25 protein-coding genes and 3 tRNA genes are annotated in these 25,349 nt (G+C 70.4%); 16 read left to right on the plus strand and 12 right to left on the minus strand.

The genetic code is table 11. The features are described 5' to 3' along the window. Positions 1 to 9: 9 nt before the first annotated feature. Positions 10 to 3,567, plus strand: a complete 3,558-nt coding sequence (locus tag ACO0E1_RS12485) for a bifunctional proline dehydrogenase/L-glutamate gamma-semialdehyde dehydrogenase (protein ID WP_422874483.1) — start codon at positions 10 to 12, stop codon at positions 3,565 to 3,567. A 3-nt stretch (positions 3,568 to 3,570) separates the two neighbouring features. On the opposite strand, the gene ACO0E1_RS12490 is transcribed toward ACO0E1_RS12485, so the two are convergent. Next, positions 3,571 to 4,203: a hypothetical protein gene (locus ACO0E1_RS12490; RefSeq protein ID WP_422874484.1), complete on the minus strand. Its 633-nt coding sequence runs from the start codon at positions 4,201 to 4,203 to the stop codon at positions 3,571 to 3,573. A 30-nt stretch (positions 4,204 to 4,233) separates the two neighbouring features. Here ACO0E1_RS12490 and ACO0E1_RS12495 point away from each other — a divergent pair, with 30 nt between their 5' ends. Both ACO0E1_RS12495 and ACO0E1_RS12500 read left to right on the plus strand, forming a co-directional pair. Next, positions 4,234 to 4,962, plus strand: coding sequence for a tyrosine-protein phosphatase (locus ACO0E1_RS12495; RefSeq protein ID WP_422874485.1), 729 nt, complete (start codon positions 4,234 to 4,236; stop codon positions 4,960 to 4,962). Positions 4,963 to 5,007: 45 nt separating this feature from the next. Next, positions 5,008 to 5,829: an ornithine carbamoyltransferase gene (locus tag ACO0E1_RS12500; protein WP_422874486.1), complete on the plus strand. Its 822-nt coding sequence runs from the start codon at positions 5,008 to 5,010 to the stop codon at positions 5,827 to 5,829. 3 nt (positions 5,830 to 5,832) lie between these two features. Here ACO0E1_RS12500 and ACO0E1_RS12505 read toward each other — a convergent pair whose 3' ends face one another. From ACO0E1_RS12505 to ACO0E1_RS12520, 4 genes are all read right to left on the minus strand, one after another. Further along, positions 5,833 to 6,030 carry a hypothetical protein gene (locus ACO0E1_RS12505; protein WP_281266434.1) on the minus strand — a complete coding sequence of 66 codons (198 nt, stop codon included), beginning with the start codon at positions 6,028 to 6,030 and terminating at the stop codon, positions 5,833 to 5,835. Between the two features lie 404 nt (positions 6,031 to 6,434). Continuing rightward, the gene (locus ACO0E1_RS12510; protein WP_422874487.1) at positions 6,435 to 7,199 is read right to left on the minus strand and encodes a YqjF family protein; all 765 of its coding nucleotides are present in this window, start codon (positions 7,197 to 7,199) and stop codon (positions 6,435 to 6,437) included. Continuing rightward, complete coding sequence (locus tag ACO0E1_RS12515; protein WP_281266441.1) at positions 7,196 to 8,047, minus strand: nitroreductase family protein; 852 nt, start codon at positions 8,045 to 8,047, stop codon at positions 7,196 to 7,198. Before ACO0E1_RS12515 ends, ACO0E1_RS12510 begins: the two co-directional genes overlap by 4 nt. Beyond that, complete coding sequence (locus ACO0E1_RS12520; RefSeq protein WP_422874488.1) at positions 8,044 to 8,415, minus strand: hypothetical protein; 372 nt, start codon at positions 8,413 to 8,415, stop codon at positions 8,044 to 8,046. Before ACO0E1_RS12520 ends, ACO0E1_RS12515 begins: the two co-directional genes overlap by 4 nt. A gap of 82 nt (positions 8,416 to 8,497) precedes the next feature. Between ACO0E1_RS12520 and ACO0E1_RS12525 the strand changes: the two genes are divergently transcribed. Continuing rightward, positions 8,498 to 9,508: a DUF418 domain-containing protein gene (locus tag ACO0E1_RS12525; RefSeq protein ID WP_422874489.1), complete on the plus strand. Its 1,011-nt coding sequence runs from the start codon at positions 8,498 to 8,500 to the stop codon at positions 9,506 to 9,508. 7 nt (positions 9,509 to 9,515) lie between these two features. Here ACO0E1_RS12525 and ACO0E1_RS12530 read toward each other — a convergent pair whose 3' ends face one another. Further along, a complete protein-coding gene (locus ACO0E1_RS12530; protein WP_422874490.1) occupies positions 9,516 to 9,953 on the minus strand; it encodes an Lrp/AsnC family transcriptional regulator in 438 nt (145 codons plus the stop codon). Between the two features lie 218 nt (positions 9,954 to 10,171). Between ACO0E1_RS12530 and ddaH the strand changes: the two genes are divergently transcribed. Both ddaH and rocD read left to right on the plus strand, forming a co-directional pair. Further along, a complete protein-coding gene (ddaH, locus tag ACO0E1_RS12535; RefSeq protein WP_422874491.1) occupies positions 10,172 to 11,080 on the plus strand; it encodes a dimethylargininase in 909 nt (302 codons plus the stop codon). Continuing rightward, a complete protein-coding gene (rocD, locus tag ACO0E1_RS12540; protein WP_422874492.1) occupies positions 11,080 to 12,312 on the plus strand; it encodes an ornithine--oxo-acid transaminase in 1,233 nt (410 codons plus the stop codon). The genes ddaH and rocD overlap by 1 nt, the downstream gene beginning before the upstream one ends. A 45-nt stretch (positions 12,313 to 12,357) precedes the next feature. Here rocD and ACO0E1_RS12545 read toward each other — a convergent pair whose 3' ends face one another. Further along, on the minus strand, positions 12,358 to 13,356 hold the full coding sequence (locus ACO0E1_RS12545) for an SDR family oxidoreductase (protein ID WP_422874493.1): 999 nt from the start codon (positions 13,354 to 13,356) through the stop codon (positions 12,358 to 12,360). Positions 13,357 to 13,413: 57 nt separating this feature from the next. Further along, positions 13,414 to 13,974, minus strand: a complete 561-nt coding sequence (locus tag ACO0E1_RS12550; RefSeq protein WP_422874494.1) for a hypothetical protein — start codon at positions 13,972 to 13,974, stop codon at positions 13,414 to 13,416. A 299-nt stretch (positions 13,975 to 14,273) separates the two neighbouring features. On the opposite strand from ACO0E1_RS12550, the gene ACO0E1_RS12555 reads away from it, so the two are divergent. After that, positions 14,274 to 15,284, plus strand: a complete 1,011-nt coding sequence (locus ACO0E1_RS12555) for an aldo/keto reductase family protein (protein ID WP_422874495.1) — start codon at positions 14,274 to 14,276, stop codon at positions 15,282 to 15,284. 65 nt (positions 15,285 to 15,349) lie between these two features. Here the strand turns inward: ACO0E1_RS12555 and ACO0E1_RS12560 are convergent. From ACO0E1_RS12560 to ACO0E1_RS12570, 3 genes are all read right to left on the minus strand, one after another. Further along, a tRNA-Phe gene (locus ACO0E1_RS12560) sits at positions 15,350 to 15,422 on the minus strand. A gap of 1 nt (position 15,423) precedes the next feature. After that, a tRNA-Asp gene (locus ACO0E1_RS12565) sits at positions 15,424 to 15,500 on the minus strand. 65 nt (positions 15,501 to 15,565) lie between these two features. Beyond that, a tRNA-Glu gene (locus tag ACO0E1_RS12570) sits at positions 15,566 to 15,638 on the minus strand. 323 nt (positions 15,639 to 15,961) lie between these two features. On the opposite strand from ACO0E1_RS12570, the gene ACO0E1_RS12575 reads away from it, so the two are divergent. Together ACO0E1_RS12575 and ACO0E1_RS12580 are read left to right on the plus strand one after the other, a co-directional pair. Then, positions 15,962 to 17,248 (plus strand): M23 family metallopeptidase, encoded by a 1,287-nt coding sequence (locus ACO0E1_RS12575; RefSeq protein ID WP_422874496.1) that lies wholly within the window; start codon positions 15,962 to 15,964, stop codon positions 17,246 to 17,248. Between the two features lie 32 nt (positions 17,249 to 17,280). After that, complete coding sequence (locus ACO0E1_RS12580) at positions 17,281 to 18,672, plus strand: C40 family peptidase (RefSeq protein WP_422874497.1); 1,392 nt, start codon at positions 17,281 to 17,283, stop codon at positions 18,670 to 18,672. Positions 18,673 to 18,754: 82 nt separating this feature from the next. On the opposite strand, the gene ACO0E1_RS12585 is transcribed toward ACO0E1_RS12580, so the two are convergent. Then, a complete protein-coding gene (locus tag ACO0E1_RS12585; protein ID WP_133519645.1) occupies positions 18,755 to 19,246 on the minus strand; it encodes an inorganic diphosphatase in 492 nt (163 codons plus the stop codon). Positions 19,247 to 19,310: 64 nt separating this feature from the next. On the opposite strand from ACO0E1_RS12585, the gene tilS reads away from it, so the two are divergent. The 7 genes from tilS (at position 19,311) to ACO0E1_RS12620 (ending at position 25,348) form a co-directional block, all read left to right on the plus strand. Beyond that, complete coding sequence (gene tilS, locus ACO0E1_RS12590; RefSeq protein ID WP_422874498.1) at positions 19,311 to 20,330, plus strand: tRNA lysidine(34) synthetase TilS; 1,020 nt, start codon at positions 19,311 to 19,313, stop codon at positions 20,328 to 20,330. Between the two features lie 9 nt (positions 20,331 to 20,339). Then, positions 20,340 to 20,891, plus strand: coding sequence for a hypoxanthine phosphoribosyltransferase (gene hpt / locus ACO0E1_RS12595; protein WP_402727693.1), 552 nt, complete (start codon positions 20,340 to 20,342; stop codon positions 20,889 to 20,891). Between the two features lie 126 nt (positions 20,892 to 21,017). Next, positions 21,018 to 23,003 (plus strand): ATP-dependent zinc metalloprotease FtsH, encoded by a 1,986-nt coding sequence (gene ftsH, locus ACO0E1_RS12600; RefSeq protein ID WP_422874499.1) that lies wholly within the window; start codon positions 21,018 to 21,020, stop codon positions 23,001 to 23,003. Between the two features lie 5 nt (positions 23,004 to 23,008). Beyond that, positions 23,009 to 23,932, plus strand: coding sequence for a dihydropteroate synthase (gene folP / locus ACO0E1_RS12605; RefSeq protein ID WP_422874500.1), 924 nt, complete (start codon positions 23,009 to 23,011; stop codon positions 23,930 to 23,932). Further along, the gene (gene folB / locus ACO0E1_RS12610; RefSeq protein WP_422874501.1) at positions 23,929 to 24,294 is read left to right on the plus strand and encodes a dihydroneopterin aldolase; all 366 of its coding nucleotides are present in this window, start codon (positions 23,929 to 23,931) and stop codon (positions 24,292 to 24,294) included. Before folP ends, folB begins: the two co-directional genes overlap by 4 nt. After that, positions 24,291 to 24,875, plus strand: a complete 585-nt coding sequence (gene folK / locus ACO0E1_RS12615; protein ID WP_422874502.1) for a 2-amino-4-hydroxy-6-hydroxymethyldihydropteridine diphosphokinase — start codon at positions 24,291 to 24,293, stop codon at positions 24,873 to 24,875. The genes folB and folK overlap by 4 nt, the downstream gene beginning before the upstream one ends. After that, a complete protein-coding gene (locus tag ACO0E1_RS12620; protein ID WP_422874503.1) occupies positions 24,872 to 25,348 on the plus strand; it encodes a DUF3180 domain-containing protein in 477 nt (158 codons plus the stop codon). The genes folK and ACO0E1_RS12620 overlap by 4 nt, the downstream gene beginning before the upstream one ends. Position 25,349 lies beyond the last annotated feature (1 nt).

The raw sequence follows: 25,349 nt of genomic DNA on the forward strand, positions 1-25,349 counted from the left end.
GATCGGTGCATGCCGAGCGCTCGACTCCAGGACTGCACCGACGACGCCGTCGCGCTCGTGCGACGGTGGCTCGCCGCGTCCGCGGGGGTCAAGCCCGATCCCGGTGCCGCCCGGCTGGCGGGTGTGCTCCGCGACGAACAGGGCCTCGACTTCACGTTCGGCTTCGTCGACAAGGTGATCCGACCGGAAGACCCCCGTGTCGCCGCCCGGAACCTCGAGAAGGTCAGCCAGGACGTCCCCGACTTCCTCGCCTGGTACCTCCGTGGCGCGGTCACCTTCGGCGGCGGCTTCGCGACGATGGCACCGTGGGCCGTCATCCCCACCGCACGGAAGATCCTGCGCCGGATGACCGGCCACCTCGTCGTCGACGCGACCCCGGCGAAGCTCGGTCCGGCGCTCGCCAAGATCGGCGGCGACGGCACGCGGCTCAACGTGAACCTGCTCGGCGAAGCCGTCCTCGGCAGCGCCGAGAGCGACCGTCGGCTCCAGGGCACGATGGACATCCTCGCGCGGGACGACGTCGACTACGTCTCGATCAAGGTCAGTGCCGTGGTCCCGCAGATGTCCATGTGGGCCTTCGACGAGACCGTCGACCGCGTCGTCGACCGCCTCGTGCCGCTCTACCGGCTGGCGGCGTCGAGCCCCACGCCGAAGTTCATCAACCTCGACATGGAGGAGTACCGCGACCTCGACGTCACGCTCGCGGTCTTCCAAGAGCTGCTGGGGCGCGAGGAGTTCCTCGGCCTGCACGCCGGCATCGTGCTGCAGGCGTACCTGCCGGACGCCGCGGGAGCGCTCGAGTCGCTGACGTCGTGGGCGATCGCCCGCCGGGCACGCGGTGGTGCCCCCGTGAAGGTCCGGCTGGTCAAGGGCGCCAACCTCGCCATGGAGCGCGTCGAGTCGATCGTGCACGACTGGCCGCTCGCCACGTGGGGCAGCAAGCGCGAGACCGACACCGCGTACCTGCGCATGCTCGACACCGCACTGACGCCCGAGCGCACCGACGCCGTCCGCATCGGCGTCGCCGGGCACAACCTCTTCGACCTCGCGACCGCGTGGGTGCTCGCCCAGCGCCGCGGGGTGACCGACGCCGTGGACGTGGAGATGCTCCTCGGCATGGCGGCGACGCACGCCGACGCCGTCCGCGCCGATGTCGGGCAGATCCTCCTCTACACACCCGTCGTGCAGCCGGACGAGTTCGACTCCGCGATCGCGTACCTGGCCCGGCGGCTGCAGGAGAACGCCAGCTCCGAGAACTTCATGTCGGGGGCGTTCGACATCGACCACGACCAGGCCGTGTTCGACCGGGAACTCGCCCGCTGGACCGCGTCCGTCGCAGCGCTCGACGACCCGGTCCCGGCGACGAACCGCACGCAGGACCGACGCCGCCGCCCGGCCGAACCCGGTCCGCGCGACCGCTTCGACAACGTCCCGGACACCGACCCGGCGATCCCCGCCAACCGGTCGTGGGCGGCGGACGTGCTCCGCCGGGTACCCCGGTCGCAGCTCGGCACCCAGACCATCCGTGGCGCACGGGTCCTCGACCGCACCAAGCTCGAACGGATCGTCGGCAGCACCGCCCAGGCCGGCGTGAACTGGGGCCGTCAGGACCCGGGCGACCGCGCCGAGCTGCTCGACCTGATCGCGCACGAGCTCGAGGTCCGGCGTGGCGACCTCGTCGAGGTGATGGCGGCCGAGACCGGCAAGACCATCACCGAGGCCGATGCCGAGGTCAGTGAGGCGATCGACTCCGCCCACTACTACGCCGACCAGGCTCGGGGGCTCGCGTCCGTCACCGGTGCGCGGTACGTGCCCCCGCGCCTGACCGTCGTCGTGCCGCCGTGGAACTTCCCCGTCGCGATCGCCGCCGGTGGGGTGCTCGCCGCGCTCGCCGCGGGCAGCGGGGTCGTGCTGAAGCCCGCCCCGGAAGCGAAGCGCTGCGGTGCCGTCCTCGCCGACGTGCTCTGGGACGCCGGGGTCCCGCACTCGCTCCTCCAGCTCGTCGACCTCGACGAGGACATCCTCGGCCGGCAGCTCATCGCGCACCCGGCCGTCGACCGCATCATCCTCACCGGAGCCGCCGAGACCGCCAGGTCCTTCACGTGGTGGCGTGCCGGGCTGCCCCTCACCGCCGAGACCAGCGGCAAGAACGCCATCGTCGTGACGCCGTCCGCCGACCTCGACCTCGCCGTGCAGGACGTCGTCCGTTCGGCGTTCGGGCACGCCGGCCAGAAGTGCTCAGCGGCGTCGCTCGTCATCCTCGTGGGCTCCGTCGCCGAGAGCGAGCGGTTCCGTCGGCAGCTCGTGGACGCCACCCGGACGCTGCGGGTCGCCTGGCCCGACGACCCCACGGCGCAGATGGGTCCGCTCATCGCCGAGCCGAAGGGCAAGCTCCGCGCGGGCCTGACGGAGCTCGGCCCGGGGGAGTCCTGGCTCGTGCAGCCGGTCCCGCTCGACGACTCCGGCCGGCTCTGGTCGCCCGGCATCCGCGACGGCGTCCGCCCCGGGAGCGACTTCCACCAGACCGAGTACTTCGGGCCGGTGCTCGGGATCATGCACGCCGAGACCCTCGACGACGCGATCGCGATCCAGAACGGCACCGACTTCGGCCTCACCGCGGGGATCCACTCCCTCGACGTCGACGAGGTCGCCGACTGGATGCACCGCGTCCAGGCGGGCAACCTGTACGTGAACCGCGGCATCACCGGGGCGATCGTCCGACGCCAACCCTTCGGCGGGTGGAAGCAGTCCTCCGTCGGCACGGGCACCAAGGCGGGTGGTCCGATGTACGTCGCGACCCTCGGCCGCTGGGAGCCGACACCGCGCAAGGTCCACAAGAGCATCCAGCTGCACGGTCTCCCGCCGCGGGTCACCGCCGTGATCGAGGCAGCACGCAGCGGGTTGACCTTCGAGGAGTTCGACCAGGTCCGAGCAGGCGCCGTCAGCGACGTGCAGGCCCGCACGGAGCAGTACGGCGTCTCGCACGACCCCTCGGCGCTCGTCGTGGAGCGGAACGTCCTGCGCTACCGCCCGCAGTCGATCATCGTGCGCCAGTCCGAGGACGCGTCGAGCGGGGACCTCGTCCGTGCGCTCGTCGCCGCAACCGCCGCGCGCGCACACATCCTCCTGAGCACCGCGCGACCGTTGCCCGGCCCCCTCACCCAGCTGTTCGCGTCGAGCCGCTCCCCGCTCGACGTCGTCGACCACCTGGTCGAGTCGGACGAGGAGTTCCACCGCCGCGCGGCATCGGGCGACGTGTTCCGCGACAGCTGGTCGAGCCCGTCCGACGAGCCGGAGGACGCCCTCGACGTCGTCCTGTCACAGGGTCGCGAACGCCCGAAGCACACGGCCTTCGGCGGGCCGGGCGCGCGCATCCGACTGCTCGGCGGCGACGCCCTCGCGCTCGAGGAAGCGCTCGGCGCGAGCATCGACGTCGCGATCCACCACGCTCCCGTCGTCGAGTCGGGGCTCATCGAAATGCTGCCCTACCTCCGGGAGCAATCGGTGTCGATCACCACGCACCGCTTCGGCGACGTCGACCGGGAGTTCGCCGAGCTCCGCGTCTGACGGTCAGCCGCGGCGCGCGAGCTCGAGCAACCCCACCAGTCCGGCGGGGTCCGGCGCGTACCCGGGCTCACGCTCCGAACGTCGTGCGCCGTACAGCTCGTAGGCGCGGAGCGCCGTCGCCGGCTCCAGCCCATCCGACGTGAGCGCCGCCACCTCGGCCGCCCGCGCGTCGAAAGGGGTGGCGACCCGGTGGTGGACGGTCCCCGCTGCCAGGTCGGCGGCGCGCATCGACTCGACCAGTGCCTCCCGTCCGATCCCCAGGACCAGGTGCAGGCCGATGAGCAGGTTGCCGCGCCCGAGCCGCGTCGCGGCGAGGGCCGCGTCGAACCGGACCTCGTTGTCGACGGGTGGCTCCGGCACGATGAGCATCGGACCCGTGGCCGTGAGATCGACCCGGCGACCGTCGCGGGCGACCAGTCGGAGGACCTGCCCGTCCGCCGTGTGCGACTCCTGCCACGCCCACAGCCGGGAGTCGAGCAGCCGCTCGACGTCGAGGCGCTCGGACGTCGTGACCTCCACGTCGAGATCGCTCCACGCGTCCAGGTCCCCGTCGACGAGCGAACCGTACGCCCGCAGGCTGCCGTCCGGCAGCGCGGTCCGCAACCGCTCGAAGGTTTCCGCCTGCCACGTCGCCATCGCTCCAGCATGCCGGATTACGGTGTCGGGATGGCACCGACAGGACGCACGCTCGCCGCCGAGGGGCTGCGCAACGCCCGCGACCTCGGGGGCCTGCCGACGCGGGACGGCGGGACCACGCCGGCCGGTCGGTTCTTCCGGTCCGAGTCGGTCGACCGGGTGACGACGGACGGGTGGGCAGCGATCCAAGACGCCGGCATCCGGACCGTCGTCGACCTCCGGGCACCGTCCGAGCGCGAGAAGGACACCGGTTCACGGCCGGACTGGCTGACGACGGTCGTCATCGACCACGACGACCTCGACGACCAGGACTTCTGGGCGGACTTCTGGGACAACGGGCTGGTCGGCACGCCGCTCTACTACGGCCCACACCTCGACCGGAAGCCCGATCGGACCGTCGAGGTGCTCCGTGCGATGGTCCGCGCCGAACCCGGGGGTGTGCTGTTCCACTGCGCCGGAGGTCGAGACCGGACCGGGATCGTGTCGCTCGTGCTGCTGTCGATCGCCGGGGTCGCGGCCGACGACATCGTGGACGACTACCTCATCACGGTCGAGACCGCACCCGCGCTGTTCGCCGCGATCGGTGTGCCGGTACACGAGGACCAGATCGAGGCGCTCTGCGCCGAGCACGGCACCACGGTCGCCGACGCGTTCCGCGCCGTCGTCGACGGCTTCGACGTGGACGCGTTCGTCGCGCGGTCCGGTCTGGACGCATCCGAACTGGAGGCCCTGCGCACGTTCCGCGCGCGCGTCACGTGAGTCGTGCCTCCCGTCCAGGGCGGTGGTCGGCCCTATCGTGGAGCGATGCGGCACCTGATCCGACTCGACGACTGGACGGCCGCCGACGCGGCGGCCGTGTTCGCCCTCGCCGACGCCTACCGCGGCGGTACGGGGCCGGTGACGGACGGTGCGGCGGTGATGTTCTTCCCGCCGTCGAGCCTGCGCACGCGGGTGTCGTTCGAACGGGGTGCGCGGCAGATGGGCCTCCAGCCGATCGTCTTCCCGCCGGAGACGCTCGACAAGCCCGAGGCGCTCGGCGACGTCGCGGGGTACCTGGCGCAGTGGGCCGACGTCGTCGTCGCCCGGCACCCGTCGATCGCGGTGCTCGAGGACCTGGCAGGTCCGGACGCACTCCCGGTCGTGAACGCGATGACCGACGGAAACCACCCGTGCGAGGTGCTGTCGGACGTCTACGCCCTGTCGCAGCACGGTGACGTCCGAGCACTGCGGTTCCTGTTCGTCGGCGCGGACGGCAACATCGCGCGGGCGTGGCACGAGGCCGCCGCACTGTTCGACCTCGACCTCGTCCACTGCTGCCCGGACGGACTCGCGACGCCCGGAGCCGTGTGGACGGACGACCTCGCCACCGCCATGCGCTCGGCCGACGTCGTCCTGACCGACGGGCCGGGTCGACACGCTGCAGCGCTCGAGCGCTTCCGGATCACCACGGAACTCCTGGCGACCGCGCCGTCGGGCGTGCGGTTCGCCCCGTGTCCGCCGTTCGTCCGGGGGCGGGAGGCGACCGCCGGGGCACTCGCGGGTGACGCCTTCGTCGGGTACGGGTTCAAGCGTTCCCTGTTGCCCGTGCAGCAGGCCGTGCTGGCGTACTGCCTGGGACTCGGCTAGCGGTCAGTCCTCTTCGTCGCCCCGGTCCTCGTCCACGACGCCGGTCTCGTCCATCCGGTCGCGGAGGTGGTCGGCCATCGCGGCGGCGCCCTCGTGGCCGTGGTCCTGGTCGACCTGCTCGATGAGTCCGGAGAGCTTCTCGTGGTTCGTGGCCTCGGTGGCGCCGTCCATGACGGGCTCGGTCTGTTCGTTGTCGCTCATGTGCGGGACGCTACGCGGGGGTCCCGTGAGCCATTCGCAAGTGGACACCCGAACTGGGGGACCGAACTGTCTGTCCCCCTAAGTGCGGACCCGCTACTGTCGTCGTCAGCGAACCACACCCGGTCGGTGGAACCCCTGACCACCGCAGGTTCGCCGAGAGCATCGATGCTCCGGCCCTTCGAGCGTCCCCCTGTGCTCGGGCCGGAGCGTCCTTGCTCACCGCTGCTCATCGTCAGAGCGACGACAACACCGCTGTCGTACGACATCGACTCTGACGTCGTCCCGCGCCTGCAACCGTTGCACACGCGGGGGAGCGACGATGCCGCTGTCGTACGACATCGAGTCTGTCGTACCGAGTCGGCAGCCCCGGCGCCCCGGCGCTCCGGCGTCCGACGAAGCGAGCCTCAGCGACCGACGCCGAACCGCGTCGTCACCCCCGGCGAGTACAGCACCGAGTCCGGCGGGAGCTCCGCCAGCGAGAACGGCAGCCCCGCGGCCCCCAGCAGGTCGTCCCGCAGCACCCGCACCGACGCCCGGTGCAGCGGCCACGACTCGTGCTCGTTCGGCCAGAACCGGGTGACCCCGGCTCGACGGACGTGCATGCCCCACCGTGCCGTCAGGAACGTGTCGAGCGCCGATGGTTCGTCGATCGCGTCGCCGATCGACACGTCGACTACCGAACGCAGCTGCGTCCCGTGTCGCCGCATCGCGTACCCGACCCGACCGGAGCCGACCCGGCACTCGGCACGCGCCCAGTGGTACGGCAACCCGGTGAGCGTCCGCGCGCCGATGGTCGGAGCGAGGCGACCGGCATCGAGCGAGAGGAACACGACCCCGTGCTGCCCGTGCTCGTCCACCGTGTAGACGCGCACGTTCACCTCGACGAACGTCCCGAGTCCGTCCGGCACGGCGATCGGCGGGAACCGGGTGTCCTCGAACCGGAACCCGATGAGCCCCACCCACGTGGTCGTCCCGTCGTCGGTGCCGTCCGCGGCCATCGTGTCCGGACGCGTCCCCGCCGGCAACAGCGGCGCCACCGCAGAGACGTCCACGCGCCAGTGCACGAAGACGACGTCGCGCCACGCCTGCTCGATCCACGGCCGCCCCGGCAGCGCAGGGGCGACGGCCTGGAGGCTCGGCTCGAACCCGGCAGACCGGCCGGCGGTCACGAGACGCTCGCGTCGTCGATGTGGGTCGCCACCGGCGCGTCGTCCCACCCCTGCTGCGGGGTGTCGCAGGTCCCGCGGAACACGTACTGGGATGGCCGCTTCCGCTCGCTCGAGGTCCAGTCGATCGCCGGACGCCGACGCTCCGGCGGCAGGTACCCGATCCGGTACACGGCCATCAGCTCGAGCTCCGGGGGCACCCGCAGCAGCCCCTCGATCTCCTCCCATGCGCCGGGGGTCTCCATCGGGAACGACACGAACTGGATGCCGAGGCCGAGCTCGGTCGTCGACAGCCAGATGTTCTCCATCGCCGCGCCCATGCTGAACACCGAGTAGAAGCCCGAGAGCTCCTCCTTCCGGTATTCGTGCCGGTCGAGCATCACCCCGAGCAGCAGCGGCGACCCGGCGACGAGCTTCCGGTTCTCCTCGCCGAGCGTCTGCGGCACTCGGAGCGTGTTCATGAGGAGCTGCCCGCGCTTCGTGAACACCTGCTTCGTGAAGGGCTTGAGCGGACCGGGGAGCTTGTCGAACAGCATCCCGTCGCGCCGTTCGTCCATCTCGGCCTGGCTGAAGCGGAAGTAGGGCTTGTAGCGCTGGAAGAACGTCCCCTCGGCCATCGTGCGGGTCATCGAGCGCCCGCTGATCTCGGCGACGCGTTCGATCGTCGGTCGTTCCTCGACGAGCACGAACCGCCACGGCTGGCTGTTCAGCTGCGACGGTGCCCGGCCGGCGAGCTCGACGAGGAGCCGCTGGTGCTCCTCGGAGACCGGGTCGGGCAGGAACGCCCCGTTCGTCGTGCGCCGGCGCCGGATGGCCTCGAAGAGCTCCACTGCTGTCCTCCCAGCGGTCATCGCCGGGACAGCATCGCCCCGAGGTAGGACGGTGCGGCGGCGACCGCGACTCTCCAGTGTGCTCCGGTGCGGGGGTTGGTGCGCGGCGCCATCGCGAGCGGCACGAGCGCGGGCAGCAGGAACAGCGCCGACCGGGAGCGCGTCCAGAGCGGCGTGGTCGCCGCGACGCCCGTGAGGGTCGCGGTCACGACGAACAGGCCGTGGTGCACGACGCGGAGCTTCTTCGTCCGGATGACGCGCACCGCCACGGCGGTGCCCCAGAGGCAGTTGGCGACGTAGGCGGCGGCCGCAGCGGTGACCATCCGGCGGGCGGCCACTGATCCGACGGGAGGCATGGCGAGCCTCCCGTCCGTCGTCCTGCGTCCCATGGACGCGAAGCTACGCGCTTCGGCCCGCGGAATCATCCGCATGGGTGATGCGTGGAATATCAGCATCCCGGATCATGGGACCATGACCTCGACCTCGACCTCGACCTCGACCTCGGAACGCTACCGGTTCATCGACGTGCTCCGGGGGTTCGCGCTCTTCGGCATCCTCTTCGTCAACGCGATCGACATCTCGCGCGTCGGGAGCGGCTGGGTCGAACTCCACAACACCGCGATGCCGGCCGACCCGGTCCGCGACCTGCTGTACCTCACGACGCAGACGCGGTTCGTCCCGATCTTCAACACGCTGTTCGGAGTGAGTCTGTTCTTCGTCCTGCAGGGCGCTCGGGAACGCGCCGCACGGCCCTGGCTCGTGATGGTCCGCCGACTGGTGGGTCTGGTGCTCATCGGTGCCGTGCTCATGCTGGTCTACCCGGGCAACGTCCTGACCGAGTACGGCGTCGCCGGACTGGTCGTGCTGCCGATCGTCCTGTTCGCACCCCGCTGGCTCACCCTGGCGGTCGGTGTGGTGCTCACGGTCGCCGGGTACGCGCTGACCGGAGGCGGTCTCGCGGCGACACCGGGGCTCATGCTGCTCGGCGCCGGACTCGCCGCCTACGGCATCCCGAAGGCGCTGGGCGGCTCGGGGCGCTGGGTCCTCGTGGTGTTCGTCGTCGCGACCGCTGTCGGTGTCCCGTTGGCGTGGGCGCAGGTCGCCGAGCACTCCGGGGACCCGCGGTTCTCCGTCATCGGTGGGATCGCCGGTGGCGTGGTGGCGGTGGCGTACACGACCGGGCTCGCGCTCCTCTGGCGGACTCCACTCCGACGAGGACTCGCGGCGTTCTTCGAGCCGCTCGGGCGGATGGCGCTCACGAACTACGTCGCCGCCGTGGTGCTCGCCGCCATCAGTGCAGTCGTGGACTTCTCCATGATGACTGCCGTGTGGCCGGTCGTGGCGATCGGCTTCGTGCTCATCGTGGTCCAGTCGGTGTGCAGCCGATCCTGGCTCCGGCATTTCGCCTACGGGCCGGTCGAGTGGCTCTGGCGGACGGCGACCTGGGTGCGTCCTGCACCGTGGTGGTCCCCGGCCCGATGACGGCGGTTCAGGCGGATTCGCGCGAGACGAGCCGGGACAGCACGATCGCGCTGCGTGTGTGGTCCACCTGCGGAGCGAGCCGGACCCGGTCGAGCGCCTCTTCCAGCGCCGGGAGGTCCTTCGAACGCATGTGCACCACCGCGTCGGCACTGCCCGTGACCGTACCGGCGTCGACGACCTCGGGAACGGAGTCGAGCAGCGAGCGGAGCTCGTCGGGGGAGACCGTGCCGCGGCAGTAGAGCTCGACCCAGGCCTCGGTGCCACGGTCCTCGACCGCGGGGTCGACCTTGATCGTGAACCCACGGATGACGCCATCGGCGACGAGCCGGTCGACGCGACGCTTCACGGCCGATGCGGAGAGCCCGACGACCGATCCGATGTCGCCGTAGCCGGCGCGTGCGTTGTCCCGGAGTTGATCCAGGATGCGGTGGTCGAGCGAATCCATCGGACACCATCGTACGCGGAGTTCTTGCGAGGACGCCGGGCTCAACGCACGAAACGTGCGCGCCGACCTGCTGCGTTCTCCGCCTCGGCTTCCCTAGACTGGGCCTCGGCGTCGACCTGGTCCGCCCGCGGAACACACGGTGAGTGAGCCTGCATCTCACCGAGATCTCCCCAGGTGGTTCCTGGCAGGCTCGGGCCCGAAGTCCCAGGAGGACTCCAGTGTCGACTCAAGCACCGTCGAACCCCGCACCCGCCACCAGCACGGCACCGTTCCGGACCGCCACCAAGCGCACGATCCTGATGTGCAAGCCGGACTTCTACACGGTGAGCTACCGGATCAACCCGTGGATGCACCCCGAGGACCCGACCGACACCTCGAAGGCCGTCGCGCAGTGGCAGGACCTGTACGACGTGTACCAGGGCCTCGGCTTCGAGATCCACCTCATCGACCCGATCGACGGCCTGCCCGACATGGTCTACGCGGCGAACGGCGGCTTCGTGCTCGACGGTGTCGCGTACGGCGCGAAGTTCCAGTACCCGGAGCGCCAGCCCGAGGGGCCCGCGTACATGGACTGGTTCCGCCAGGCGGGCCTCCGGGTCGCCGAGCCCGTCGAGACGAACGAGGGCGAGGGCGACTTCCTGCTCGTCGGTGACGTCATCCTCGCCGGCACCGGATTCCGGTCCGACAGCACCTCGCACGACGAGATCGCGAAGGTCTACGGCCGCGACGTCATCACGCTCAAGCTCATCAACCCGAGCTTCTACCACCTCGACACCGCCATCGCCGTGCTCGACCCCGAGCCCGACGCCGAGGGCAAGTCGAACATCGCGTACCTCGAGAGCGCGTTCGACGAGCCGTCGCTCACGATCCTCCGCGAGCGCTTCCCGGACGCGATCGTCGCGACCGAGGAGGACGCCGCGATCCTCGGACTGAACTCGTACTCCGACGGGTACAACGTCGTGATCGCCTCGCGTGCGACGACCTTCGCCTCGCAGCTGCGCGAGAAGGGCTACAACCCCATCGGCGTCGACCTGTCCGAGCTGCTGCTCGGCGGCGGTGGCGTGAAGTGCTGCACGCTCGACCTGCACCCCGTCGGCACCGGCACGTCCGTGGCCCGGTCCGTCTGATGACCGGGACCAGCACCGCGCTCGGCACGAAGACGACCGCGGCGCTCGCCGTCGAGGACCGTGCGCTCGCGCACAACTACAGCCCGCTGCCCGTCGTCATCGCGTCTGGCGACGGCGCGTGGGTGACGGACGTCGACGGCAAGCGGTACCTGGACGGTCTCGCGGCGTACTCCGCCGTGAACTTCGGGCACGGCAACGCCAGGCTGCTCGATGCCGCCCGCGCGCAGCTCGACCGCGTCACGCTGACCAGCCGCGCGTTCGTGAACGACCAGCTCGGGCCGTTCGCCGCTGGGCTCGCCGAGCTGACGGGCACCGACATGGTGCTCCCGATGAACACCGGGGCCGAGGCCGTCGAGTCAGCGATCAAGGTGTCGCGGGCCTGGGGCTACCGGGTGAAGGGCGTGCCGCAGGGCAAGGCCACGATCATCGTCGCGTCGGGGAACTTCCACGGCCGGACGACGACGATCATCTCGTTCTCGGACGACCCCGTCGCGCACGACGACTTCGGGCCGTACACGCCGGGGTTCCGCACGGTGCCGTACGGCGACGCGTCGGCGCTGCGCGACGCGATGGACGACACCGTCGTCGCCGTGCTCGTCGAGCCGATCCAGGGTGAGGGCGGCGTGGTGATCCCGCCCGCGGACTACCTGCCGTCGGTCCGGGCGATCTGCGACGAGTTCGGCGCGCTGTTCGTCGCCGACGAGATCCAGTCGGGGCTCGGGCGGACCGGGCACACGCTCGCGGTGTCGCGTGTCGACGTCCGTCCCGACCTCATCACGCTCGGCAAGGCACTCGGCGGCGGGATCGTCCCCGTGTCCGCGGTGGTCGGCTCCCGCGACGTGCTCGGCGTCCTGCGCCCGGGTGAGCACGGCTCCACGTTCGGTGGGAACCCCCTCGCGGCGGCGGTCGGCTCCGAGGTCGTCGCGATGCTGGGCGAGGGCACGTTCCAGCAGCGGGCGCTCGCCGGCGAGCCGGTCCTCCGTGGGCTGCTCGACGACCTGGTCGGCAAGGGGGTCGTGACGCACCGCGTCGCCGGGCTCTGGGCGGGCATCGACATCGACCCGGCACTCGGCACCGGCAAGGAGATCGCGACGGCGATGGCCGAGCGCGGGGTGCTCGTCAAGGACACCCACGGGTCGACGATCCGCTTCGCGCCGCCGCTCGTCGTGACCGACGACGAGATCGCCACCGCGATCGGGGCCCTGGAGTCGGTCCTGCGCGACCGCAGCTGACCTGCCGGACCCGCACCGAGCCTCCCGGCCGGTGCGGGCCCGCGGTCAGACCGCCCAGCGCTCCGCGAGCTCGTCCATCAGCGCGTCGAGTCGCTCGTCGACGACCTGGGCTTCCGGGTGTGCCTCGAACCAGGCGAGCACCTCGCGAGCGCCCTGCCGGTACGTCGTGCGCGGGCGGTACCAGGGCACGAGCCCGCGGATCTTGCTGTTGTCGAACACCGAGCTGTTCGCCTTGTCGCCGAGCAGTGCTGCACCCCATTCGGCATCAGCTGCGGCAATGGCGTCGGCCGGCACGTGCACGATCTTCAGGTCGTCGACCCCGGCCGCGTCGGCGATCGTCCGTGCGATGGCGTTCCACGTCGGTGCCTCGTCGCTCGTGATCGTGAACGCCTCGCCGATCGACTCGTCGCGGTCCAGCAGGCCGGTGAACCCGACGGCGAAGTCGCGGCTGTGCGTCAGCGTCCAGAGCGAGCTGCCGTCGCCCGTGATGATGATCGGCTTGCCGGCGCGCATCCTTGCAACAGCGGTCCATCCGCCGGTGAGGGGGAGCTTCGTCGCGTCGTAGGTGTGCGACGGCCGGACGATCGTCACCGGGAAGTCCTGCTCGCGGTACGCCGTCATGAGCAGTTCCTCGCAGGCGATCTTGTCGCGGGAGTACTGCCAGTACGGGTTCTTCAGCGGCGTCGACTCGGTGATCGGCAGGTGCGTCGCCGGGGTCTGGTACGCCGAGGCCGAGCTGATGAAGACGTACTGGTTCGTGCGGCCGGCGAAGAAGTCGATGTCGGCCTGCACCTGGTCCGGCGTGAAGGCGATCCAGTTGACGACGGCGTCGAAGTGCCGATCGCCGAGGGCCTCCGCCAGCGCCGCCCGGTCGGACACGTCGGCGCGGAGCCGGGTGACGGTGTCGGGCAGCGGCCGCGCGTCGGTGGTGCCGCGGTTCAGCACCGTGACATCGATGCCCTGCGACACCGCCTCGTGCACGCATGCGGCACTGATGACGCCACTTCCGCCGATGAACAGGACACTCGCTCCGTTGCTGGTCATGGGTCCACGAAACCACGTCGCGTGCGCGGCGCCGCGCAGCTTCGGCCACGGAGCGCCTCATCGGGGTCGGGCAGCGAGGACCGTGGGGAGGTCGGACACCCGGAGCGCCCACGTGCCGGCTTCCGGGCTGACCCACCGCAGGAGCTCGATCGCCAGCTCGTGGTCTCGGCTGAGGTTTCGAGCGTGGATCGGTTCATGGTGGGCGGCGCGGTTGCGGACGAAGTGGAGTTGTTGCAGCCGACGGGCGACTTCCGCCCGTCGGACGCGCAGGTCTCGTGGCCCGTGCGGGAAGGCACGGTGCAGCCCCGGAACCCAGAGCGCCGTGTGGTAGCGAGACTCGACGAGGTACCGCCAGAAGCCGAAGGTCAGCTCCGCGATCACACGGCCGTGTACTTCCGCTCGTCGGCCGTTGCGGGTGGCGCGGGAGCGGGCCTTGTCGAGGTCCGCGGTCCCCTGGCGATCGAGCGCGACGAGGTCGAACCAATCTCTCGATCGACCCCGTCGGGACGCCCACGCGCTCAGCTCGCGGTCGATGGCGTTCCGGGTGACGACCTCGACCAATCCGGTGAGCACGAGGACGCTCGCCGCGGCGCGCAGGTTCCACTCGTAGAGCTTCACCGCACTCGAAAGCGTCTTCGTGCACTGGCGATAGGAACGCAATCGCTGGGCGGTCAGCAGCGTAGTGACGTGTTCGAACTCTGCTGGCATCGCTCCTCGCCGTCGGTGTAAGGTACTTCCTGAAGACCCCGGAACGATCCCTGGCTCAGGCCACATCGCCGGGGTTTCGTCTTTTGCTCCGAGCAACTGGTACTTCAGCGTACAGTTCGTCAGGTAGTGCATCCACGAGCGCACGTGACCGGGGGACTAGCGTCACGACCGAGCCGCATCGACGCGGCCACGACAGGAGTGACACGCACATGGAGTACCGCTACCTCGGCAACTCGGGCCTCAAGGTCTCCGAGATCACCTACGGCAACTGGCTGACCCACGCGTCCCAGGTCGAGAACGACGCGGCCATCGCCTGCGTCCGGGCAGCGCTCGACGTCGGCATCTCGACGTTCGACACCGCCGACGTGTACGCCAACACCGGCGCCGAGACCGTCCTCGGCGAGGCACTCAAGGGCGAGCGTCGGCAGTCGCTCGAGATCGCCACGAAGGTCTTCGGGCCGACCGGACCCAAGCAGCACAACGACACCGGGCTGTCACGGAAGCACATCCTCGAGTCGATCGACGGCTCGCTCGGTCGCCTGCAGACGGACTACGTCGACCTGTACCAGGCGCACCGCTTCGACTACGAGACCCCGCTCGAGGAGACGATGCAGGCGTTCGCCGACGTCGTCCGGCAGGGCAAGGTGCTCTACGTCGGTGTCTCCGAGTGGACCGCAGAACAGCTGCGGGCGGGTGCAGCGCTGGCCAAGGAGCTCGGCTTCCAGCTCATCTCGAACCAGCCGCAGTACTCGGCGCTCTGGCGGGTCATCGAGAGTGAGGTCGTCCCGACCTCCAAGGAGCTCGGTATCTCGCAGATCGTCTGGTCGCCGATCGCGCAGGGCGTGCTCACCGGCAAGTACAAGCCGGGTCAGCCGCTGCCAGAGGGCTCACGTGCCACCGACGACAAGGGCGGCGCGGACATGATCAAGCGGTTCATGCGCGACGACGTGCTGTCGTCCGTGCAGGAGCTCGACCCCATCGCGAAGGAGCTCGACCTGTCCATGGCGCAGCTCGCGGTTGCGTGGGTGCTGCAGAACGAGAACGTCGCGTCGGCGATCATCGGCGCATCGCGTCCGGAGCAGGTGCAGGACAACGCCGGCGCCGCTGGTGTCACGATCCCGGCCGAGCTGCTCTCGCGGATCGACGAGGTCTTGGGCGGCGTCGTCGAGCGGGACCCGGCGAAGACGAACGACAGCTCGCCGAAGACCCGAGAGGCCTGAACGCCAAAGGCCCGAGAGGCCTGAACGGCGAAAGGCCCCTCACTCGCGTGAGGGGCCTTTCACCGTGGCTGGACACGGCATCGATCCGTGGACCTTTCGATTTTCAGTCGAACGCTCTACCAACTGAGCTATCCAGCCGTGGCGACCCTGACGGGACTTGAACCCGCGACCTCCGCCGTGACAGGGCGGCACGCTAACCAGCTGCGCTACAGGGCCATGTTGTGTTGTGTCTTGCTGTTCCGGTGTTGCTCTGCACTACGTTACTTGCTCACTCCGGAGAGTGACCCCAACGGGATTCGAACCCGTGCTGCCGCCGTGAAAGGGCGGTGTCCTAGGCCACTAAACGATAGGGCCGCAAGCAGTGCATCGCGCTACCGATGGACAAGCATACGGATGCCCCGCCCCGATGACAAATCGGGGCCCCGGACCCGCGTCCGCTCGGCGTGTCGCGGGTCTCCGTACACATGCCGCAGCTTCACTCACCGTGGAGCAGACTGCTCCGATCGTGGGAGAGACTCCTGGCGATCCTGTGCCGTCGATGGTCGAGTGCGACCATCGTCGCTGGCCCGTGCCCCTCATCCGAGGGGCTGCATCGGGCCGGCACCTGTTGTTACTGTTGCGTTTGTTAACAGTGTTACGTGCGTGAGCCTTGCCGCGCTGTTACGAAATCGAGATACATGTCGACCTCACCTTCGCAGTCCCTCAGCTACCGCCGCCGCCTCGTCGCCGCAGCGGTCGCCGTCGTGCTCACCGCCGGGACCATCGCCGCGATCACCCCCGTCGACAGCGCCTCGGCGGCGAGCTATCCGAGTTGGAGCGACGTGCAGGCGGCCAAGGCGTCGCAGGCCGCGCAGCAGGAGAAGGTCACCGAGATCAAGGGCCTGATCTCGAACCTCAAGGACGACGCCGCGGCGAAGCAGAAGTCGGCCGACGCCGCCGGCACCGCGTACCAGACGGCGCAGACGAAGTACGACGAGGCCACGCTCCAGCAGCAGAAGCTGCAGACCCAGGCGGACGAGGCCGAGATGACCGCGGCCCAGTCGGAGCAGCAGGCGGGTCAGCTCGCGGCACAGCTCGGCCGGGCCAGCGCGAACGACGTCACGACGGACCTCCTGACGCACCCGACCGACTCGAAGGACTACCTCTACGAGCTCGGCGCCATGTCGAAGCTCAGCGAGCAGGCCGACGGCATCTACTCCCAGGCGACGCAGGACCGGGGCACGGCACAGGCCCTCGCGGACAAGTCGGACGTCGCGAAGAAGGCGCTCGGTGACCTGGCCGACGCCGCGCAGCAGAAGATGCAGGCCGCACAGTCCGCAGCGGACGCCGCCGAGAAGGCCGTCGACGCGCAGAACAGCAACCAGGCACGGCTCGAAGCGCAGCTCACCCTGCTGACTTCGAACGCGTCCGACGTCGAGGCGAAGTACAACAAGGGCGTCCAGGTCGAGAAGGCCCGCCAGGCGAAGCTCGCGAAGGAGCGCGCCGAGGCTGCGGCACGTGCGGCCGCACAAGCGCCTGCGGCGAGCGGTGGCACTGGCGGCGGCGCAGCGAACGCGTCCGGCTGGGTCCGTCCGAGTGCGGGGTACCAGACGAGCCCGTACGGCTACCGCATCGACCCGTACACCGGAGCGCACGCGCTGCACGCCGGCGTCGACCTGGCACCCGCTTGCTACTCACCGATCTACGCGGCCCACGACGGCACCGTGACCTTCGCGGGCAACGGCGGCGGCTACGGCAACGAGGTCGTGCTCGACAACGGCGGCGGCATCTCCACCGCCTACGGGCACATCGTCAACGGCGGGATCATGGTCGCGAGCGGCCAGCACGTCTCCGCCGGGCAGCAGATCGCCCAGGTCGGTTCGACCGGCTGGTCGACCGGGTGCCACCTCCACTTCGAGACCCGGGTGAACGGCGCCGCCGTGGACCCGGTCCCCTTCATGGCAGCGCGGGGGATCTCGGTATGACCGTGTGCGCGCCCGAGAGGCCCTGACACCACATGAAGAAGCCTGCACGTTCCCTCGCCTGCGGGATCGCGACCGTCTCCTTGCTCGGCATCGGGCTCTCGGTCACGATCGCCGGACCGGCCGAGGCCGCACCCAAGGCCCCATCGTGGGCGGACGTGCAGGCGGCGAAGGCCGACCAGGCCGAGACGCAGCAGACGGTCGACGAGCTCGCCTCGCGTCTGTCCTCGCTGCAGGACTCGGCGGACCAGGCCGGGATCGTGGTGCAGCAAGCCGGCCAGACGTACGCACTCGCGGCGTCGGAGCAGCAGGAGGCGCAGTCGACGCTCGACGACCTCAGCGCGCAGGCCAAGCGGGCGAAGTCGAAGGCGGACGACTCCGCGTCGCAGGTCGCGGCACTCGTGGTCGAGCTCTCGCGCACCGGCGGCGGTGACCTGTCCACGAGCATGCTCGTCGATGCCTCGGACGCGAAGGACCTGCTCTACCAAGTCGGCACGATGTCGCACCTGTCCGAGCGCTCGGCGACCGTGCTGGCGCAGGCGAAGGCCGACCAGCGGACGGTCGACTCCCTCGCCGCGCAGAAGTCCCAGGCGACGAAGGCGCTCGCGAAGGCGACCGACGCCACGAAGTCCGCCCTCGACGCGGCCAACGACACCGCGGCGTCCGCGAACGCGAAGCTCGACGAGGCGCAGAGCCAGCAGAACGAGGTGCTCGAGCAGCTCGCATTCCTCAAGGGCACCACCGTCGCGACCGAGAGCGCGTACTACACCGAGCAGCGCGCGAAGCAGGCCGAGGCACAGCTGGCGGCGCAGACCAGCCCCGCGACGAGCCCGAACACCGGTTCGAACACCGGGACGACGAGCCCCGGGGCATCCACCCCGAGCAACCCCGGTTCGTCGAACCCGGCGCCCTCCCAGCCGAACAACCCGGCGCCGTCCCAGCCGAACAACCCGGCGCCGTCGAAGCCGAGCAACCCGGCACCGAGCAACCCGGCGCCCAGCAACCCCGCCCCGAGCAACCCCGCCCCGTCACCGTCGAAGGCCGCCGGCGCGATCGCCTACGCCCGCGGCCAGCTCGGCAAGCCGTACGTCCTGGGCGGCGCCGGCCCGAACACCTGGGACTGCTCCGGCCTCGTGATGATGGCCTACAACTCGCAGGGCATCGCGACCGGTGGCCACAACGTCGTCTGGCAGTACAACTACTTCGGCTCGATCGGCCGACTCGTCCCGCTCTCGCAGCGGCAGCCGGGCGACATCCTGTTCTACTCGCGGAACGGCACCGCCTCCGGCGGGTACCACGACTCGATCTACACCGGCGGCGGCATGATGGTCGAGGCCGCGAACCCGAACGTCGGCGTGGTGGAGCGAGCGATCTGGCTCCCGAACCAGCTGCTGCCGTACGTCGCCCGTCCGAGCGGTTCCCTGTAGCAACGAGAACGGCGCCCGCCTCCGTCAGGAGAGCGGGCGCCGTTCTGCGTCCAGAGGACTCAGTGCGAGTCGGGACGGACCGTCAGTGCGAGCCGGGCACGTAGGCGGCCTGGCCGGCCGTCACGATCGCCTCGGCCTCGGCGGCGTCGCCCCAGCCCTCGGCCTTGACCCACTTGTTCGGCTCGAGGTCCTTGTAGCGCTCGAAGAAGTGCGCGATCTCGGCCTTCGTCTGCTCGTCGACGTCCGAGATGTCCTGGATGTGCGCCCACCGCGGGTCCTTCGCGGGGACCACGAGGACCTTCGCGTCGTTGCCGGCCTCGTCGCTCATCTTGAAGACGCCGACCGGGCGGACCTTCACGCCGACGCCGGGGAAGGTCGGGTACTCGAGCAGCAGCAGCGCGTCCACGGGGTCACCGTCGTCCGCGAGGGTCTTCTCGAAGAAGCCGTAGTCCGTCGGGTAGACGAACGACGTGAACAGGACGCGGTCGAGGTACACGCGACCGGTCTCGTGGTCCACCTCGTACTTGTTGCGGCTGCCCTTGGGGATCTCGACGACGACGTCGTACGCGGCCATGTGTGCACTCCTGGTTTGTCGATGGGTCTGTCGGAGGTTCCGAAAGCGCGGCTAACGTTACCGGGTGAACTCTCCGCGTCCCCGGCTGGATCCCGCAGTCGCCGACACCCGTCGCGCGGTCCGCGACCTCCTCGCGCAGGCGATCGACCAGGACCTCGTCCGCGACGGCGACCTGGTCCTCGTCGCGCTGAGCGGCGGACCCGACTCCCTCGCGCTCGCCGCGGCCACCGCGTTCGAGGCACCCAAGCAGGGGCTCCGGGCCGGTGCGGTCATCGTCGACCACGCGCTCCAGGCGGGCTCCGAGGCGGTGGCGAGCCGAGCCTCCAGGCAGGCATCCGAGCTGGGTCTGGACCCGGTGGAGGTCCGCAGGGTCGCGGTCGGCACCGCAGGTGGTCCGGAGGGCGCCGCACGGGAGGCCCGGCACGCGTCGATCGCGGACGTCGCGTCCGCCACCGGGGCACCGCTCGTGCTGCTGGGCCACACCCTGGACGACCAGGCCGAGACGGTGCTGCTCGGCCTCCTGCGCGGCAGCGGACCGGACAGCCTGTCCGGCATGCGCCCGCTCGCGGTCCGCGACTCGGGCCCGGCCTACGGCCGGCCGCTGCTGACGGTGCGGCGGCACACCACCAGGCAGGCGTGCGCCGCCGCCGGGCTCGCGCCGTGGCACGACCCGCAGAACGAGGACCCGGCGTTCACCAGGGTGCGCGTCCGGAACACCCTGATGCCGGTGCTCGAGCGCGAGCTCGGGGCCGACGTGCACGAGGCACTGGCCCGCACGGCCGACCAGCTGCGGGAGGACTCCGCGGCGCTCGACCACTTCGCCGAGGAGATGGCCGAGGACCTCGCCGAGCACTCGGAGGCCGGCATCTCGCTGTCCGTGCGGCAACTGCACGCGAACCCGCCTGCCCTCCGGCAGCGGCTCGTCCGGCTCGCGGTGGAGAGCGAGTTCGGCGTGACGCTGTCCAGGGTGCAGACGCTCGAGGTCTGCCGACTCGTCACCGAGTGGAGCGGGCAGGGCCCGATCGACCTCCCCGGCGTGCAGGTGTCCCGGAGCGGGGATCGTCTGCTCTTCGCAGCGAGTTAGGCTGTCCCGGTGGAACTCTCCGACGTGCAGGACGACCTCTCCGAAGTGCTCTTCACCCCCGAGCAGATCGACGACAAGATCGCCGAGCTCGCCGCGGCGGTCGACCGCGACTACGGAGACAAGGACCCACTGCTCGTCGGTGTGTTGAAGGGCGCGGTCATGGTCATGGCCGACTTCTCCCGCCACCTGACGCTCCAGGCGAAGATGGACTGGATGGCCGTGTCGTCCTACGGCTCTGGCACGAAGTCGTCCGGTGTGGTGCGGATCCTCAAGGACCTCGACACCGACCTGCACGGTCGCGACGTCATCATCGTCGAGGACATCATCGACTCCGGGCTGACGCTGTCCTGGCTCAAGCAGAACCTCGAGTCCCGTGGGGCCGCGAGCGTCGAGATCGTCGCGTTGCTCCGCAAGCCGGAGGCGGCGAAGGTCGAGGTGGACGTGAAGTACGTCGGCTTCGACATCCCCGACGCCTTCGTGGTGGGCTTCGGCCTCGACTACGACGAGCGGTACCGCAACCTGCGCGGCATCGGGGTCCTCGCCCCGCACGTCTACTCCTAGACGGATCGTCGGCGAACGGGGAGTTCGCCCGCAGAGGACACCCATTCTCGCCACAGAATCGCGGCCGTATGCTGATCAGCACGCAACTTCGGCAGAGAAAGGTGTCGGGCGCTCTGCCCGGATCACATGGACTTCAAGCGCATCCTCCGCGGGCCGTACATCTACGTGCTCATTGCGATCGTGGGGATCTGGATCGGATGGGCGTTCATCAGCCAGTCCGGCACGCAGCAGATCGACACGCAGAAGGGCCTCGAGCAGCTCTCTGACGGCAAGGTCTCGTCCGCGGTGGTGAACTCGACCGAGCAGCGCGTCGACCTCACCCTGAAGGACGGCGGCACCACCGAGCAGTTCTACTACTCCGAGCCCCGTGGCACCGAGGTCGTCGACGCCGTCGCGAAGGCCGACCTCCCCAAGGGCTACAACGACACCGTCCAGCAGTCGAACTGGTTCGTCACGCTGATCCTGACGCTCCTGCCGTTCCTGCTCATCGGTGCCCTGTTCTGGTTCCTGCTCTCGAGCGCCCAGGGCGGCGGCTCGAAGGTCATGCAGTTCGGCAAGTCCCGGGCGAAGATGAACAACAAGGAGAACCCGCAGGTGTCGTTCGCCGACGTCGCGGGCTCCGACGAGGCGATCGAAGAGCTCCACGAGATCAAGGAGTTCCTCAAGGAGCCGGCGAAGTTCCAGGCCGTCGGCGCGAAGATCCCCAAGGGCGTGCTGCTGTACGGCCCTCCCGGAACCGGCAAGACGCTGCTCGCACGAGCCGTCGCCGGCGAAGCGGGTGTGCCGTTCTACTCGATCTCCGGTTCGGACTTCGTCGAGATGTTCGTCGGTGTCGGCGCGAGCCGTGTCCGTGACCTCTTCGAGCAGGCGAAGGCGAACTCCCCGGCCATCGTCTTCATCGACGAGATCGACGCCGTCGGTCGTCACCGCGGTGCCGGCATCGGCGGCGGCAACGACGAGCGCGAGCAGACGCTGAACCAGCTCCTCGTCGAGATGGACGGCTTCGACGGCAAGACGAACGTCATCCTCATCGCGGCGACCAACCGTCCGGACGTCCTCGACCCCGCGCTCCTCCGCCCCGGCCGCTTCGACCGCCAGATCGGTGTCGACGCGCCGAGCCTGCAGGGCCGCAAGCAGATCCTCGAGGTGCACGCGAAGGGCAAGCCGCTCGCCGCGAGCGTCGACCTCGAGCTCCTCGCCCGCAAGACGCCGGGGTTCACCGGTGCCGACCTGGCGAACGTCCTCAACGAAGCCGCGCTCCTCACCGCCCGCTCCAACGCGCAGCTCATCGACAACCGTGCCCTCGACGAGGCCGTCGACCGCGTGATGGCCGGCCCGCAGCGCCGGACCCGGATCATGAGCGACCAGGAACGCCTCATCACCGCGTACCACGAGGGCGGCCACGCCCTGGCGGCAGCGGCGATGCGCCACACCGACCCGGTGACGAAGATCACGATCCTGCCGCGCGGCCGCGCCCTCGGCTACACGATGGTGCTCCCGCTCGAGGACAAGTACTCCGTCACCCGCAACGAGCTCCTCGATCAGCTCACCTACGCCATGGGTGGTCGCGTCGCCGAGGAGATCGTGTTCCACGACCCGACCACGGGCGCGTCGAACGACATCGAGAAGGCCACGGGCACCGCACGCAAGATGGTGACCGAGTACGGCATGAGCCAGGCCGTCGGTTCGGTGAAGCTCGGCTCCGGGTCGAGCGAGCCCTTCGTCGGCCGCGACATGAGCGGCGGCACCGGACGCGACTACTCGGAGAACATCGCCGAGATGGTCGACGCCGAGACGCGTGCCCTGCTCGAGTCCGCGCACGACGAGGCCTACCAGGTGCTCAACGACAACCGCGACATCCTCGACCGCCTGGCCGGTGAGCTCCTCGAGAAGGAGACGCTGGACGCGCCGGAGCTCGTCGAGATCTTCAAGGACGTCCGGAAGCTGCCGGAGCGCCCGCAGTGGCTGTCGAGCGACAAGCGCCCGGTGAGCGACCTGCCCGCGATCGAGGTCCCCGGCAAGGCGGCGAACACCGCTGCCGAGACGACCGACGAGCCCTCGAAGACCCGTCGTCACCGTCCGTTCGGCAACCCGGGTATCGCCCCCGCGTAGGCCGGATGTCCGACCTGCCGACGCGACGCTCGCGCCGACTCGCTGCGACCGACCTCCGAGCACCGGAACCGGTGCCGGAGGTCGTCGTGCGCCGTCGTCGTGACCGCGGTGCCCCGACGCCCGAGCGCACCCGGGTGATGGGCATCCTCAACGTGACGCCCGACTCGTTCTCGGACGGCGGGCTGCACCTCGGGATCGATGCCGCCCTGGCGCACGCGCGCGAGCTCGTCGCCGCCGGTGCCGACATCATCGACGTCGGCGGGGAGTCCACCCGCCCCGGGGCCGATCGGGTCCCCCTGGCCGTCGAGCAGGAGCGCGTGCTCCCCGTCGTCCGCCAGCTCGTCGCCGAGGGGATCGTGGTGAGCGTGGACACCATGAACGCCGACACCGCCGAGCGTTCGGTGGAGCTCGGAGCCGCGATCGTCAACGACGTCTCCGGCGGCCTGGCCGACCCGGACATGGCGCGCGTCGTCGCCTCCACCGGGACGGGCTTCGTGGTGATGCACTGGCGTGGCCACAGCGACCGGATGTACCGCGACGCCGTGTACGAGCACGCGGTCGACGAGGTCCGTCGCGAGGTCGAGATGCGCGTCGCGGAACTCATCGTGCTCGGGGTGCGGCAGGAGCAGGTCGTCATCGACCCGGGGCTCGGGTTCGCGAAGCAGGGCGTGCAGAACTGGGAGATCCTGGCCGGGTACGAGCGCTTCGCGTCGATCGGCCTCCCCGTGCTCGTCGCCGCGTCACGCAAGCGGTTCCTGGACGGCGTCGGCAGCCCGGCTGGCGCTCCGCCGAAGGACCGCGACCTCGCAACGGCCGCCATCAGCCTGCTCTCCGCCGAGCGCGGGGCATGGGGTGTCCGCGTGCACGACCCCGCACCGACCCGCGCGGTGCTCGACGTCTGGGAAGCCTGGAGGGCAGCTCGATCGTGAACGACACCATCCGCCTCGTCGGGGTCCGCGCCCGCGGCCACCACGGCGTCTTCGACCACGAACGCGCCGACGGGCAGGACTTCGTCGTCGACGTCGCCGTGGAGGTCGACGCCCGCGCGGCCGCCGGCTCCGACGACCTCGACCGCACCGTGCACTACGGCGTGCTCGCCGAGCAGGTCGTCGCCGAGATCGAGCGCGACCCGGTCGACCTCATCGAGACCCTGGCGGAGCGGATCGCCGCCGCCGTGCTGACGCACCGCGCTGCCCTGGCGACCGAGGTCACCGTGCACAAGCCGCAGGCGCCCATCACGGTGCCGTTCACCGACGTCTCGATCACGATCCGCCGGGAGCGAGTCGCGTGAGCCGCGCCGTCATCGCCCTCGGCGCGAACCTCGGCGACCGGGGGAGCACGCTGCGCGCCGCTGCCGCCGAGATCGCGGCGATCCCCGGTGTCGAGCCGGTGTCCGCTAGCCACGAGGTCGAGTCGGTCGCCCTGACGCTCGACGGACTCGACCGGACGAAGCCCCGGTACCGGAACGCGGTCGTGGTCGTCGACACCACGCTGACGCCCCAGGAGCTCCTCGACGCCCTGCACGTCGTCGAGGACACCCACGGCCGGACCCGTGAGGTCCGCTGGGGTGACCGCACCCTCGACCTCGACGTGGTCGCGATCACCGACGACGCCGGCGTGCACCAGCACATCGACACCGAGACCCTCACGGTGCCGCACCCCCGGGCGCACGAACGTGCGTTCGTGCTCGCGCCGTGGCTCGACGCGGACCCGGACGCGGTGCTGCCCGGCAGCGGGCCGGATGCCGGACCGGTCGCGGACCTGCTCGCCGTACTCGGCGACGACACCGACCGCGTCGACGAGCCGCGCCTGTTCGCGGAGCCGACCCGAGCCTCCCGGCCAGCGCCCACCACGAGCGGGAGGACCCAGTGAAGCCCACCCGCGCGTCCACCCTGATCAGCGTCGCCGTCGTGGCGCTCGTCGCCGGCTTCGCCCTCGACGCCGCACTGGCGTCCCGGCAGGCCCCCACGCTCATCCTGTCGTCGCCCCTCGGGCTGACGCTCGCGTTCATCGGCATCGCCCTCGTGATCATGGCCGTCCCCGTCCGGCGGCACGTGAAGGGCGGTGCGGAGCGCCGCGTGGACCCGCTCTACGCGACCAGGGTGGTGGTGCTCGCGAAGGCCTCGAGCATCATCGGGGCGCTGCTCGGCGCGTTCGGGCTCGGGCTCATCGCGTACCTCCTGACCCGTTCGGTGACGCCTTCGCTAGGCTCGACCCTGCCGAACGCCGTGGCGGTCGGTGGCGGAATCGTGCTCACCGTGTGCGCGCTCGTCGCCGAGCGCATGTGCATCGTCCCGCCGGACGACGATCGTGACGACCCGCAGGGCGGCACCACGGCGAACTGAG

The sequence above is a fragment of the Curtobacterium guangdongense genome, assembly GCF_049341845.1.
In the GTDB taxonomy this organism is placed as follows: domain Bacteria; phylum Actinomycetota; class Actinomycetes; order Actinomycetales; family Microbacteriaceae; genus Curtobacterium; species Curtobacterium guangdongense.